We start from the raw sequence: 14,085 nt of genomic DNA on the forward strand, positions 1-14,085 counted from the left end.
GTCGCCGTCGCCGCCGAGTCCCGTCGGCTGCCGGCCCAGCGGTGCGCGCGGGTGCCCGAAAGGCTGGGGCGGCCGGGTCGCGGGCCGGCCGGGCAGTCGCACCATGTGCCCATGTCTACACTGCCCGGCGCCGTCAGGCGAGACCGTCACCCCAGGTGACCGCCATGCCACGAGGCGGCGGAGCCCGTTCACGGGGACCGCTCGGGTGCCGGACGGCGGGCGGCGAGCAGCAGCGCCACGTCGTCGGGTCGGGCGTCGGCGTGCCGGGCACCGGCGGTGAGCCGGTCGGCGACCCCGGCCAGCGGGCGCCTGCCCCGCCGCCCGGCGGACGCTCCCGCCCTGGACAGCGCCAGCCGCAGGGCGGCGATGCCGTCGTCGATGTCGGCGCCCGGCTTCTCCACGAGGCCGTCCGTGTACAGCGCGAGGATCGCGTCCGGCCGCAGCAGCAGCTCGGTCACCGGGTACTGCGCGCGCGGATCCACCCCGAGGACGACACCGCCCGGGATGTCCACCAGGGCGGTGCGCCCGTCGGGTGAGCGCAGCAGCGGCGGCGGATGCCCCGCCCGGGCGACCCGCGCGTGACCGGTGGCCGGGTCCAGGCGTACGTAGCAGCAGCTGGCGAACTGGCCGGGGTCGAGGTCGATCAGCAGATGGTTCGTCCCGCTGAGCACCTCGTCCGGCGGCCGGTCGCCCAGCGCGAACGCCCGGACCGCGCTGCGCAGCTGCCCCATGGTGGCCGCCGCCTGCACCCCGTGGCCCTGCACGTCCCCGATGACCAGCGCGAGCCCGTCCCCGGCCTCCACCACGTCGTACCAGTCGCCGCCCACGTCCATGCCCTGGGTGCCCGGCAGATAGCGGCCCGCGGTCTCCACCCGCGGATGCGTCGACAGCCGGCGCGGCAGCAGCGCCTGCTGCAGGCCCCGGGCGAGGGCCGCCTCGCTGTCGTAGCGCTGCGCCCGCTCCATGGCGTGCGCGATCAGCCCGGCGAGCGCGGTCAGGACCGTGCGCTCCTCCGTGCTGAAGCCGCGCGAGCCCTCGAAGCCGAGGATGCAGGAGCCGACCGGCCGGCCGGATGCGATCAGCGGCAGGAAGGCGCGGGCGCCCTCGTCGGCGTCCAGCGGTATCCCGGGGTAGTTGGCCGCGATCTGCTGCATGGACTCGAAGAACAGCGGGCGGCCGGTCGTCAGGGTCTCCACGCCCGGCAGGTGCGCGTCGAGGCCGACGCCCTCGAACGGGGCGAGGAAGCCCTGCGGGAAGCCGGTCTCCCAGGCCAGGTACAGGTGCCGTTCCTGGAGCAGGTAGATGGCCAGGCGGCGGCCCCCGAACGCGGGCAGCAGCTCCCGCATCACCACCGCGGACACCTGCCGGGCCGTCACCGCGTCCGTCAGCGCGATGGCCAGGGCGATCGGCCGGTACACCGGTGCCATCGACTCGCCGGCGGCCACCGCGTCCTCCGGCACATGCGGCACGAGCACCTCGGGCTCCGGTTCGGCCGGTGTCTCCATGCGGCTCGCCCGGACGATGGTGCAGGTCAGCAGGTCGGGACCCGGGTACACGGACACGGCCAGCCAGTCGTACTCGCCGGGCGCCCCGTCCGCGCCGGCCGGCCGCCGCACGTGGAAGTGCACCGGATCCTGGGTCAGCAGCGCGCCGCGCAGATGGTCGTCGTACGGCGGCCCGATCAGCCACGGCATCGCCTCCCACAGCGAACACCCGGGCAGCGAGGCCCGCTGCCGGCCCGTGAGGCGTGCCGCGGCCGGGTTGGCGTACACGACCGTCCCCAGCCGGTCGAGGCAGAGCACCCCCTGCGGCAGCAGGTCGGCCGCGCCGTCCGCGGCGGCGGCGCCGGGCTCGAAGACCATCCCGCCGACCAACGCCGCACCACTGCCCTCCTCGGGCGGCCACAGGTCCAGCAGGCGCGGTGCGCCGTCGCGCGCCCGCAGGCCCAGCGGCGCGCCCGGCGGCTTCCCGGCGGCCGTGTCGCGCAGCGCGGCGAGGATCCGGTGCGCCTCGTCCGGGGCCACGGCGTCCGCGAGCGCCGCCTCGGTCCCCTCGAATCCGCCGGCCACCAGGCCGAGGAGGGCGTGCAGCCGGTCGTCCGCGCGTACCGCGCAGGTCACCGGGTCCCAGGTGAAACGCCCCAGGGCGACCTGTGCGGGCTGGTTCGCGGGCGGCCGGACGCACTGCGGCTCGGCGTCCCAGACGACCGTGCTCGCGTCCCCCTCGGCCAGGGCGAGCAGTTCGGCGCCCAGCCCCTCGGCCAGCCGGGCGAGCAGTTCCCGGTCGAGCGGTTCGTCCGGGGAGTCGGCCATCGCCGGGCGCAGCACCGACAGCACCCCCACCGGCTCGCTCGCGCCCAGCACCGGCATGTGTACCGAGCCGAACGGGAAGGGCAGGCCCGCGGCGAACTGCGGATAGCGGCGCATCGTCTCCGTCGCGTTCGGCAGCACCACCTGTACGCCGAGCCGGTAGGCGTCGGCGACCGGGAAGGGGCGGGCCACGTGCATCCGCCACCAGCCCCGGAACAGCTGTCCGGGCAGCCCCGCGAGGACCGCGAGGCGCAGCAGGCCTGGAGTGCTGGAGCGCAGGTAGACGCCCGCGACGCGGCCGTCGGCCGCGCGGAGCGCAGCGGTCGACGCGTCGGCCAGCAGTACCGCCAGCCGGGTCCGCGTGCGGACCGTCTGCTCCCCGCTCCCAGCCATGGGCCCTACCTCGTCCCGTGTGCCCCCGGGTGGCTGACACAGCAAGAATGCGCCCGGAGGAGTGCCGAACGCACCTGGGCGGGTGAACGGGGGAGCGCGTGGTGTGGGCCGCGGGGCGAGGGGCGGGGAGTGGGGCGGCCGTGCTTCGGGGGTGCGGGGCGGGGAGTGGGGGCGGGAGCGCTTCGGGGGTGCGAGGCATGGTCGCGGCCGCGGGGTCGACGGCGCCTGGTCCTCTCACACCACTGCCTCACCCCGGTGGCGGTGCCGGGGGGCCACTCCTAGTAATGGACTGGAGTGATGCCGAGCGCCGCACGCGGGGGCGCCGGTTGCGGCCGTACCCCTCTTCTGGAGCCGATATGACCGTCAGATCTTCCTCTCCCTGTCCCGACGACTCCGTCATATCTCCGGCACCGGCCCCCGCCGGACTCCCCACGACGCCCGCCCTCGTGCTGACGCGGCCCGCACCGCCGCCCAAGTCGGTCACCGAGGCCCCTCCCAAGGTGACCGATCCCAAGGTGACCGAGGCCCCGGCCAAGGAGGAGAGCCGGTACGGAGATCCGCTGCACGGCCTCGTCAGCACGGCCGTCGCCGACCGCCCGCTCGAAGACGTCGTACGGCTCATCACCCTGCTGGAAGGCGCGCCCGAGCACGCCCGCGCCGCGGCCGACGCGCTGCGGGCGGCCGCGGTCGGCCGGTCGGTGGAGGACGTCACCCGGCTGGTGACGCTGCTCACCAAGCCGCCCCGGGGAACGGACAGCGCCGACGAGGCGATCCGCGCCGCCGCCGAGAGCCGCCCCCTGGAGGACGTCAGCCGGCTGATGCAGCTGCTGCACCGCACCCCCGTGGAGCCCCACTGCGGGCAGGCCGTGGTGCGGGCGGCGGCCGTCAGCCGGCCGGTCGAGGAAGTCGCCGAGCTGATCGGCCGCCTCGCCACCGACCGCCCTGAACCCGAGATCCAGCTGCCCGAGCTGGTGTTCCCGGAGCTGCCGGCTCCCGAACCGAGGGCACCCGAAGCGACGGCCCCGGAGCCGGCGGCGTCGGCTTCGGTGGCCCCGCGGCCCGCAGGCCCGACGGACGCGCCCGCCACGCCTTCCGCATCCAAGGAGGAACCGGCGGCGCAGGCCCGGTCCGGCGGCGGTTCCGGCACCCAGGTGCGGGGCGCCGCGCTGCTGGTGTTCCTGTGCGGTGCCGCCCATGCCCCTCGCTACTGGCTCGGACTGTCGCACGGCGCCCTGGGGGCCACGCTCATCGCTTCCGCGCTGTGCATGCTGCTGGCCCTCGCCCTGCCCACGCGGGCGGTGGCGGCCCGGCTCGTCGCGGCCTGCGCCGCCGCCACGGTCACGGCGGCCCTGGCCGCCGGGCAGGTGTTCGGCGGCCGCTTCGGCCTGCCGGACTCGGCCCGGCTGTGGACGGCGACCCTGGCCCCGCCCTGGCTCGCCGGAACGGCGGCCGCGGCGGCCGCGCTCGCCGCACTGGTGGTGGTGCTGGCCGTGCTGATCGGCGGCAGCCCCCGCGGCGACGGCACACCCTGAGTCAGGACTCCCGAGGTGCGGCGCGCCCGGCCGGATCCGGCCCGCCGGTGCCCACCGGGCGCAGCACCAGGTGACCGTCGAGACGGGAGGCCGCCATGGCGAACGGGAAGCCGTCCGTCACGAGACACATCCCCACGTCCTCCGGATGGACCCCCGTCCAGCCGCGCCGCACGCCGTCGGCGAGCCGCGCGGCGGCGTCGGAGCGGCGGGCACGCTCCAGATAGGGGCCCGGGTCGGTGTCGGCCGTGCGGACCCGTTCCGCGATGTACTCGGCGCAGGCCAGATCCTCCTCCGCCCGCCCGCCGTCCCCGGTGACGACGAACGTCACCGACTCCGGACGGGCGCGCCGCAGCATCTCGGCGGTCGCCCCGGCCACCACGAAGCTCGCGCACAGCAGCAGCCCGGCGTCCGCCACCGCCAGCGCCCCGGCCGTACCGGCGGTGGTCTTCTGCACGACGGTCCGGCCCCGCACGTCGAGGGAACGCAGCCGGGCGGGCGAGTTGGCCAGGTCGAAGCCCGGCACCGGAGGCCCGTCCTGGAAGGCGAGCCAGCCCGGGTGACGGGCTTTCAGCGCCAGCGCCGCCTCCTGGGTCTCAGCGAATACGATCCGTTCGGCGCCGCGCCGGAACGCCCAGCCGGCCACGGTGAACGCGCGCATCACGTCGACCACCACGGCGACGTCCGGCGCTGTCGGGGCACCGGGGATACCGGTGTACACAGGTCGCATCGCACCATGGTGCGGCACCCGGCGGCCGCTCAGGAGCCGATCGTGTCCGGTGGCGGCTGCCGGGCGGCACGCAGACTGCGCAGCGCGAGGAGCAGCACGCCGATGTCGTCGAGGTAGATGGGGTCGGGCAGCAGGTCGGTGGGGAGCAGCAGATAGGCGATCGCGCCCCAGAACACCCAGCGCGGGCCCGTCGGCAGCCCGGCCCGCCGCAGCGTGCGCCGGGTCCGCACCAGCCGGACGAGCAGGCCGACGGCCACGGCGAGCAGCACCGCCGCGAGGACGGCGCCGATCAGCAGCAGGGTCGTGGTGGAATCCATCCGGCCTCCTTCTGCGACTTCCGCGGCGCGGGACCTACGACGGCCGGTCCCCGCCGTCGACGGTGTCCTCGGAAGGCGTCTTCCCCTTACCGGGGAACCTCAGCCGTTCGAAAGTCCGCGTCAACTGCTGGAGCGCGGCGGGCGTCCGGGCGGCCGGCCGCTGCTGCGGAAGGGCCGTCCCGGGTACGTCGCGGTAGGCGGCCAGCGCCTCGAGGGCCTGTTCGGCGGCCTGCTTGTACAGGTCCCGGGACTTCGTCATGGCGTCCAGCGCCTCGGCGTACCGGGCGACCTGCTCCCGTTCGCGCTCCAGCTCCTCCTGGAGCGTCATCAGGGTCCAGTTGTCCCGCAGGTCCGTCAGCGCCTCCTCCGCGTCCCGTGGCAGGGGCCGGGGCAGGGCGGCGAAGTGCCGCAGTGCGGCGAAGAGTTCGGACGGTTCGGAGCCGTCCAGGAAGACGCTGCGCACACAGTACTCCCCGCGGTCGTAGTCCTCCGGCGCCGGGTCGGGCGGGAGGAGCACCGCGCCGCCGCGTGGCACCTCGACGCCCAGATCCTTCAGCGCCCAGTTGACGGCCCGCAGCTGGTGCGGGGCGGCCCGGTGCTCCACGACGCGGTGCCTGAGGCCGGGCGGCAGCAGCCGGGCCAGCGGCAGCTTCCCCTGCTCGTCCGGGGTCATCGCCTCGTGCACGACGAGGTTGACGCACCAGGCCTCGCGGGCCGCGTCGCGCAGCCTGCGCCGCATCTCCTTGTCGTCCGCGGGCAGCGGGTTGACCTGGCGGAAGCGCAGACCCGCGACCGTGGCGTGATGGTCCCAGGAGCCGTCGCCGCCCGCGCCGGACGCGTCCTCGGGCCAGAACAGCGTCGCGGGGGAGGGCCAGCTCTCGTCCCACGCGCGCTCCGCCTCCGCGACGAGCCGCCACTCGTGTCCCTGCGGCTTGTGCTCACGCGGTACCAGGACGAGCCGGGACCGCACGGTCACCTTGCCCTCGACCCGCCAGCGCGCCTCGAAGATCCGCCGGGGCGGGCCCTCGGGGACGGGCGGTTCGGTGAAGTCGTCGATGTCCCCGCTCTCCTTGTGACGGCGCAGGGTACGGCGGACGACGTCCTCGGGTGCGGGACCGGTGTGGCGGCCGCGGGCCGCCCAGAGGGTCTGGGGGATCAGGGCGCGGTCGGTGGCGGTGTTCGACATGAGCCAATCTGCTGATGGGGACGGGGGTGACTCCCAGTATCACCGCTCGGTCCCGTGAGTCGTCGGTGGGGGTCCGGCGTGGCGCGCCGCCGCGCTTCCGCGCGCCCCGCGCACCGGCGCGCGCGGTACACACGGGGTGCGCGGGGCGTGCCTCAGGCGCCCGCGGTTCACCCGTGCCCGCCGCCGGGCACGTCCACCAGAATGGTCCGGCGAGCAGGGCCCACCCACCCATCCGCTTAGGGGCGGGCCCTGCTTTCGCGTCCGCGTAGGGGCGAGCCTCGTGAGGGCGGGCCCCGCTCCGGCACCCCCTTGGGGGCGGGCACCGCTCGCGCATGGGGCTCGGGACCGCTTTCTCACGGTCCCCCGTCTGCACGCGTCCTACCGGCCGGTCGCCCGCCGAATCGGACTTCAGTGCGGGTACGCCCGCGGCGGCCGCTGCCGGGGCAACTCCTCGCGGAAGGCGGCGATGGCCGTGCTGATCTGGCGCATCAGCACGGTGCCCGCCAGCCGGTCGAGGTAGAGGTTGGCGCGGGCCAGAGCGGGCAGGTCCACGCAGAAGTAGAGGGCCATCAGCGGATTGACGAACAGCTCGCTGTTCCGGGTGCGTTCGGTGAACCGCACGTCGCCGAAGTCACCGCGCACCGCGGCGGCGACCGAGCCGTTGACGATGCTCGGATGACCGGCGTGGCAGCGCTGCGCGTGGGCGACCGCGTCCAGGTAGGCGTCGCCCTCCGGGCTCTGCCGGGGAAGCGAGAACGCACCCAGGTAGCCGCCCTCGCGGTCCAGTGCGGCCAGGTTCTCCAGCACCAGCGCGTGGTTGACGCCGTGATACGCGTCCACCCCGAACCCCAGGCAGGCCACCAGCCGCTGCGGGACCTCGTCCAGGTCCGCCACGGCGGCCAGGCTCGCCATGTCCTCCTCCGGAGTGCCGAGCCCGTGCTCGTCGCCCCGCATCAGGATGTCCGTCCCGCCGTCGACGAGCACGATCGCGTCCACCCCGCCGAGGTGCTCCACGAGCGCCCGGTAGGCGGCCCGCAGCGGCTCGACACCCGTACGGGGAAAGGCGTACACGGTGTCCGGCAGCCCCCGCGCCGCCAGCCACTGGGCGAGCGACCGCTCCGGGAAGTAGTCGCCGTGCAGCGGGGTGTCCGGGCGGACGGCGGCGACGTCCTCTGCCGCCCAGTGGTCCAGGCCGAGGCCGTACAGGTCGGAGAAGGACAGGTTGGCCAGGTGGACCTCGGTGCCGGCCGAGCGCAGCGCGAGGGCCAGGGGAAGGCCGGCGTAGACGTCGAAACCGCCGCCGGCGCCGGCGACGAGCACGCGTCGGCACTCGCGCAGTCGGCTGAAGAAGAGGGGCTCTGCCAAGGAGGACACCGCAGGAACCTAACAGGGCGCTCCCCGCGTCTCATCAGGGTTTTTCCCGGGTCGTGATCGGGGACGCCCCTGGTTCTCCACAGGTCCTGACGGGGTGTCGGACCCCCGTGCCAAGATCGGTCGCATGCTCACACACGCCCTGCTGCCCTCGGAACCGCACCGGTCCCCGACGTACGCCCGTTGGGTCGAGACTCATGACCCCGGCGCGGAGAACGCCGCGCTCGCGCTGCTCGACGAGGTGTCCGCGGCCGTGGCGTCGGCGTATCCGAGGATGGAGCGCTGCCTGGAGCGGCTGAAGCGGCGGGCCGCCGCACTGCCGGCGGCACATCTACCATGGTTCTGGGACACGGTGGGGCACCGACTGCTCGGCTACCGCGGGCGGGCCGCCGCCAAGGCGTACGCCCTGGCCCGCAGGGCCGAGCAGGAGCACGGCCTGGCCGTGGACGGGGACTGGCGGCGGGTGAACCTGCTGCTGTTCGCCGCCCAGGGCGCGCTGCCCGTCAAGGAGTTGAGCGACCACCAGCGGTGGCTGGCCGATGCGCTGCCGCCCGCCCGGGCCCATGAGGAGTACGTGCGGGTGCTGACCGCCTGGGCGTCCTCTCCCGGCGAACTCCCCGCCGACCTGGCCCGCCGGGTCCGGGCGTCCGCGGTCGCCGCCGGGCTCGGCGCCGACGAGGAGGCCCGCGTCCTCGGGCGGGTCCTCGCCGCCGCCCACGGCAAGACGGTTCCCGACGCGCTGCTGGAGGCCGCCACCGCACCCCTGGCCGACCACCTCCAGGACAGGGACGTGCAGGCCGCGTTGCTCGATCTGTTCCCGGTCTCGCGCAACGACGCCTCGGCATGGCTGCGGCTGCTGCTGCGCGCCGGCATCGTCGACGCCGCGGCGGCGGGACGGCTCAGCGCGCAGGGCGGGCTGCCGGGCTGGCTCGGCCGGTACACGCGCACGTACGCGCACCGCAAGGAGCCCTACGGCGGGGTGGCACGCCAGCCGATGCCCGCCGAACTCTTCGCCGTCGTCGCCCGGTTCGCCCCCCGGCTGCGGGCTGTGGGCACCCCGGTGCGGATCCATGAGGACCAGTACGGCCGGCCGGGACTGGACGCCGACCTGCTGGACGCCTGCCTCGCCGAGGGCATCCTGGTGGCGGACCCCGGCGACGCCGTCCGGCTGACGTTCTGGGACGACCGCTCCCGGCGCGATCTGAAGGCCCTGGCCGCCGACGCGGTCTTCGGCCGGCGGCTCGAGGGCACCGTGCACGCCGGCCTGCGCGGAGCGGGCACCGCGATCACGCGGCTCCCGGAGAACGCCGGGATCGCCGCCGGGGTGCACGTCCGCGTCGAGAGTCTGCTCGGCGCCCTGCGCGGCGGCGGCCTCGCCGCGGCCGACGAGGCGGTGACCGAACTGGCCGCGCTCCTCGACCGGCCGACCGCCACCGCTCTGGACGGCATCGAGGAGGCACTGGCGGACCTGGACCTCACCGGCCCGCTCGCCCGCGCGCTGCGCGCCGGACTGCCCGAAGAGCTGGTCTGGCCCGCCCTGGAGGCCGCCATGACGGACCTCGGCCCCGCCGACGGCCTCCGCGTCACCTGCACCTGGCCCGTACTGACCGTCTTCGGCGCGGACCGCGCGGTCGCCGTCGACCCCGCGGGGGCGCGCGGGTCCTGCACCTTCCGGTTGCCGGACGGGGCGACCTCGCACGCCGTCCACTACGCGGGCGGGCGGTTCCTGGTCAGCTGGCGGACCGGCGACCGCGGCGCCCCCGTGCAGGCCTGCTGGGACGACCGGCCGCACGAGGTCTTCACCCCGGAGCAGACCTTCGGCCTCCGCGCGTACGGCGGGCTGATCAGGGGCGCCTTCGGCTTCCAGTTCGAAACCCCGGACCGGGGCGGCCGGTTCGACGGTGAGCGGGTGCTGCGGCCCGGTGGTCGGGAGGGCATCGGCGGCCGCGAACTCCAGCTGAGCGACGGCCACCGCTACTGGAGCGCCCAGGTCTTCCACGCGCAGGGCAACTGGACGCCTTACGACTCCTCCACCGGCACCCCGTGCGCCGACCGCACCCTGCCGGACTTCCACCGCGACCGTCAACTCGCGCCCGGAACAGAGGAGTTCGACGGCGGTCAGTACCTCGCGGAGCTCCCCGCGGACGCCCCCGCCTCCCTCCTCGGACAGGACGGCCGGCTCGTGGGCTGCCGCGTCCTGAACCGCACGCCCCATCAGGGGCCCTCGCCCACCGACTTCCTGCTGGAGTCGGTCGACGGCCGCACCGCCCACTACCGCAGCCGCCGCTACGGCCGCCACCCCTGGGGCATCATCGGCCTCCCCGAGGGCGGCGAGGACGCCGTGACGGTCGGCGAGCAGACCGTGCGCTGCCATGCCGCCGGGGACAACTCGCTGCTGTGGCAGGTCCACGGCTTCGTACCGCCCGCGAAGCGCGACCGCGACCGGTCTCCCACCCTGGGCGAGGGCGCCGGGCCCATGCCACCGCCCGCGTTCTGGCACTTCCTCGTCCCGCGCGACGAGCACTCCTCCAAAGCCCTGCGCACGGTGGACGACGACACGGTCCACGCCCTCCTCGCCGCCGCCCGGAGCGCGCGGAGCGCCGAGGACCTGTGCGCCCACGTCACCCGGCTCCTCCCCGAGGCCGCCGACACCCGGGTCCGGGACGGCGTGGTGCGTGCCGCCGCACTGGCGGCCGACGTGCTGCACCGCCGCGAGGAACTGTCCCGGCGCGTCGGCATCATGCGCTCCGGACCGGTGGTGGACCTGCCCGCCGAGGTCCCCGACACGGACCTCGCCCCTGCCTTGACGGGCCTGCTCCCCGACCTGCGCGCGTACGAGGCCTACCGGCCCGAACGGCACCCGGGCACCCTCACCGCCGTCGCCGCCGACGGCCGCCATCTCCGCGGAGAGATCGACGACGAGACCCGCGCCCTCGCCCCGCCGTCGCGGCCCGCGGAATGGCAGGAGCTGCTGGGCGGGATCGACGCGGTCGCCTGGCGGGCGGCGGTCGAGACCACCCCCGGCGACGAGCGCGCCGCGCTGGCGGCGCTGCTGCGGACCTGGAGCGGGCAGCCGTTCGCCGCCCCCGGAACCAGCTGGCGGACCGGCCGGGCCCGGCCGGAGGAACTGACCGCGGTCCGTGCCGCGGGCGGCCGCCCCGCCGCGGGCCCGGCACGGCAGGACCTCGCCCGGTTCGTGCAGCCGGCCACCGACCCGGCCCCGGCGGGCACCGAGGAGGAGCGGACCGTCACCGTCGACGCCGACGACGGCGCACGCCTCACCCGCCTGCTGGAGCTGACCGACCGCAACGGGCCGGTACCGCTGACCTCCGAGGCCCTGGCCGTCTTCGCCTGGCGCACCGGAGTACGACGCTCCGTCGCGGCCCTCGTGCTGGGCGGTCTCCCGCGCCGGGAACGGCACGACGCCCATCAGCGCATGCTGCGCTCGGCACCGTACAAGGCGAACAAGACGGCGGCCGCGGAGTACGACAGCCTCTGCCACCGGCTCGGCCCGGCCGGGCGGCGCGCCGTTCTCGCCGCCGGTATCCCCGGGGACCCCGCCGAACTGTGGTCGGCGGACGGCCTGAACCGGGCGGCGCAGCGGATGGCGGCCGTCTGGGCCGGGCTGCTCGGTACGCGTCCGTACGTCGACGAGGCACTGGCCGACGCCCTGGAGGCCGACCTCGGACTGACCACCGGCTGGGCGCGGGCGCTGTCCGCCGGGCGCCTGCCCGCCGAGGAGTCCGGACAGGTGCTGGCCGGCAGCCGCACCGGCAGGCTCCTGCTCCACCACGCGCTCCCGGACGGCACGGCGGGGGAGTGGATACGCGCCGACCGGGCCCCGCACACCGAGGCCATGACGGTGATCGCCTGGGCCCTGACCGAGCGGCCCGTCGGTGATCCCGCGGCGGAGGGCGCGTTGAGGCTGCACGCCCGACTGCGGGCGTGGATCGAGGCGCCGGGGACGCTCGTCGAGCTCTTCGGCCCGCCCGCCGCGGCCCGGGCCGCCGCCGCGGACCCGGCGTTCCGGCCCTATGAGGGGCCGGTGATCCCGTGCCCGGAGCCGCTCCGCGAGGGCTCCGCCGCGCTGACCGGCTTGATGGAGGACGGCAGCTTCGTGGTGGGTGTCCCGTCCGGTGACGTGTTCCTGCGGACGGCCGCGCTCGTCGACCCGGAGCGGCTGGCGCGGGCCCTGGACCTGTGCGACCGGCTGGGCCTGCCCGGGCTCCGTGAGGGCGTGCTCAGGACGCGGACGGTCTTCGACGGCCTGTCCCGGATGGCGGCCCGCGCCGCCGCGACCCCCGTACCGGTCGGCGGCTACGAGGCGAACCCCCTGTTCAGCACCCCCGAGCTGGTCAGCCGCACCGCGCGTGAGCGGGGGATCGGCACGGACGCCGCCGCGCTCCTCCTCCAGCTGCGGGCGCTCGCCCGGCCGACGGATCGCAGCATCCGCCGCTGGAACGGCTGGACGGTCGCCCGCCACAAGGCCGCGCAGGCGGAACTGGTGGCAGCGGGCGCCGTCGAGACGGGCCGGCGGGCGCGCGCAGGGCGCACCGTGTTCGCACCGGACACCTGGGTCACCCTGGACGCGCCCCATCTGCCCCTGGAGAGCGGTAAGTTGACCGCTCACCTGGCCACCACGGCCGCCAGGAACGTGTACGGGCCCTTCCTGCGGCTGCTGTCCCCCGTGCCGCTGCACGAGCTGTTCGAGCGGGCGGCCGAGGCCTGAGCGGGAAAGGGGAGGGGGCCGGCGCGGTCGCGCCGGCCCCCTCAGAGCCCATGACGGCAGGGACTCACGCGCCGCTCTCGCGCAGCATGTCCTCACGCTCGACGATCTTCACGCGCTCACGTCCCTGGGGTTCGCCCAGCGCACGCTCGGCGGCGTCCAGCTTGTACCAGCCCTCCCAGGTGGTGAAGCGGACTCCACGCTCGGCGAGGAAGGCGTCCACGGCCTCCGGGGCGGGCGAGGCCGGCGTGTGGAGTCGGCCGCCCGCGTAGTCGGCCAGCAGGTTGGCGACCGTCTCGTTGGCGTCGCCCTTGGTGTGGCCGATCAGGCCGACGGGGCCGCGCCGGATCCAGCCGGTGACGTAGGTCGACTGCAGAGGGGAGCCACCCTCCTCGATCACCCGGCCGCCCTCGTCCGGGACGGTGCCCGACTCCAGGTCCCAGGGCAGCTTGGGCAGCTTCTCGGAGAGGTAGCCGACCGCGCGGTAGACGGCGGAGACGTCCCAGTCCTTGAACTCGCCGGTGCCCTTGACGTTGCCGGTGCCGTCGAGGGCGGTGCGCTCGGTGCGCAGGCCGACCACCCGGCCGTCCTCGCCGAGGATCTCCGTGGGGGACTCGAAGAAGTGCAGGAAGAGCTTGTGCGGACGGTCGCCGGCGTCCCGGATCGCCCAGTTCTCCAGCGTCTTGGCGACCATGTCGGCCTGCTTGTTGCCGCGCCGGGTCTCGATCGAGCCCGCGTCGTAGTCGATGTCCTCGGGGTCGACGATGACCTCGATGTTCGGGGAGTGGTCCAGCTCGCGCAGCTCCATGGGGCTGAACTTCGCCTGGGCCGGGCCCCGGCGCCCGAAGACGTGGATCTCCAGGGCCTTGTTCGCCTTCAGACCGTCGTAGACGTTCTGCGGGATCTCGGTGGGCAGCAGCTCGTCGGCCGTCTTGGCGAGGACGCGGGCCACGTCGAGGGCCACGTTGCCGACGCCGAGCACGGCGACCTTCTCGGCCTCCAGCGGCCAGGTGCGGGGGACGTCCGGGTGGCCGTCGTACCAGGAGACGAAGTCGGCGGCGCCGTAGGAGCCGGCCAGGTCGATGCCGGGTATGGACAGCTCGCGGTCGGCCGTCGCGCCGGTGGAGAAGATCACCGCGTCGTAGAAGGCCCGCAGGTCGTCCAGGCTGATGTCCGTCGGGTAGTCGATGTTGCCGAAGAGGCGGATCTGCGGCTTGTCGAGCACCTGGTGCAGGGCGGTGACGATGCCCTTGATGCGGGGGTGGTCGGGAGCGACTCCGTACCGGATCAGGCCGAACGGGGCGGGCATGCGCTCGAAGAGGTCGATGGCGACGCCGGGGTCGGCGGCCACCTCGGACTTGAGCAGGGCGTCGGCGGCGTAGATCCCGGCGGGGCCGGCTCCGACGATGGCTACCCGCAGGGGGCGCGGCATGATCAGGTTCCCTTCGAGCGTGGACAGGCGACTCGATCAAGAAGCCTAAGCTAAGGCAGCCCTAAGTTGGTACGCGGGTCCGGTCTATGACG

At 75.2% G+C, this 14,085-nt stretch carries 8 protein-coding genes; 2 read left to right on the forward strand and 6 right to left on the reverse strand.

The features are described 5' to 3' along the window. Positions 1–188 precede the first annotated feature (188 nt). Positions 189–2,702, reverse strand: coding sequence for a SpoIIE family protein phosphatase (locus tag ACZ7FF_RS12055; RefSeq protein ID WP_470811634.1), 2,514 nt, complete (start codon positions 2,700–2,702; stop codon positions 189–191). Positions 2,703–3,148: 446 nt separating this feature from the next. On the opposite strand from ACZ7FF_RS12055, the gene ACZ7FF_RS12060 reads away from it, so the two are divergent. Beyond that, positions 3,149–4,234 (forward strand): hypothetical protein, encoded by a 1,086-nt coding sequence (locus tag ACZ7FF_RS12060; RefSeq protein WP_470811636.1) that lies wholly within the window; start codon positions 3,149–3,151, stop codon positions 4,232–4,234. 1 nt (position 4,235) lies between these two features. On the opposite strand, the gene ACZ7FF_RS12065 is transcribed toward ACZ7FF_RS12060, so the two are convergent. The 4 genes from ACZ7FF_RS12065 to ACZ7FF_RS12080 form a co-directional block, all read right to left on the reverse strand. Then, positions 4,236–4,961 (reverse strand): 2-phosphosulfolactate phosphatase, encoded by a 726-nt coding sequence (locus tag ACZ7FF_RS12065; protein WP_470811638.1) that lies wholly within the window; start codon positions 4,959–4,961, stop codon positions 4,236–4,238. A 29-nt stretch (positions 4,962–4,990) separates the two neighbouring features. Continuing rightward, positions 4,991–5,278: a DUF1232 domain-containing protein gene (locus tag ACZ7FF_RS12070; protein WP_470811640.1), complete on the reverse strand. Its 288-nt coding sequence runs from the start codon at positions 5,276–5,278 to the stop codon at positions 4,991–4,993. A 34-nt stretch (positions 5,279–5,312) separates the two neighbouring features. Further along, a complete protein-coding gene (locus ACZ7FF_RS12075) occupies positions 5,313–6,464 on the reverse strand; it encodes a hypothetical protein (protein ID WP_470811642.1) in 1,152 nt (383 codons plus the stop codon). Between the two features lie 408 nt (positions 6,465–6,872). Next, positions 6,873–7,838, reverse strand: coding sequence for a DUF1152 domain-containing protein (locus ACZ7FF_RS12080; RefSeq protein ID WP_470811644.1), 966 nt, complete (start codon positions 7,836–7,838; stop codon positions 6,873–6,875). A gap of 124 nt (positions 7,839–7,962) precedes the next feature. Here ACZ7FF_RS12080 and ACZ7FF_RS12085 point away from each other — a divergent pair, with 124 nt between their 5' ends. Further along, positions 7,963–12,564: a hypothetical protein gene (locus ACZ7FF_RS12085; protein WP_470811646.1), complete on the forward strand. Its 4,602-nt coding sequence runs from the start codon at positions 7,963–7,965 to the stop codon at positions 12,562–12,564. A gap of 64 nt (positions 12,565–12,628) precedes the next feature. Here the strand turns inward: ACZ7FF_RS12085 and ACZ7FF_RS12090 are convergent, their stop codons facing one another. Next, positions 12,629–13,993, reverse strand: a complete 1,365-nt coding sequence (locus ACZ7FF_RS12090) for an FAD-dependent oxidoreductase (RefSeq protein WP_470811648.1) — start codon at positions 13,991–13,993, stop codon at positions 12,629–12,631. Between the last annotated feature and the right edge of the window lie 92 nt (positions 13,994–14,085).

It is taken from the genome of Streptomyces sp. NPDC037126 (genome assembly GCF_055605965.1).

What these genes read in the sequence shown, in the direction of transcription:
- ACZ7FF_RS12090 (WP_470811648.1), bottom strand. Translation starts at nt 13,993, where the DNA reads ATGCCGCGCCCCCTGCGGGTAGCCATCGTCGGAGCCGGCCCCGCCGGG.
- ACZ7FF_RS12070 (WP_470811640.1), bottom strand. Translation starts at nt 5,278, where the DNA reads ATGGATTCCACCACGACCCTGCTGCTGATCGGCGCCGTCCTCGCGGCG.
- ACZ7FF_RS12075 (WP_470811642.1), bottom strand. Translation starts at nt 6,464, where the DNA reads ATGTCGAACACCGCCACCGACCGCGCCCTGATCCCCCAGACCCTCTGG.
- ACZ7FF_RS12085 (WP_470811646.1), top strand. Translation starts at nt 7,963, where the DNA reads ATGCTCACACACGCCCTGCTGCCCTCGGAACCGCACCGGTCCCCGACG.
- ACZ7FF_RS12065 (WP_470811638.1), bottom strand. Translation starts at nt 4,961, where the DNA reads ATGCGACCTGTGTACACCGGTATCCCCGGTGCCCCGACAGCGCCGGAC.
- ACZ7FF_RS12055 (WP_470811634.1), bottom strand. Translation starts at nt 2,702, where the DNA reads ATGGCTGGGAGCGGGGAGCAGACGGTCCGCACGCGGACCCGGCTGGCG.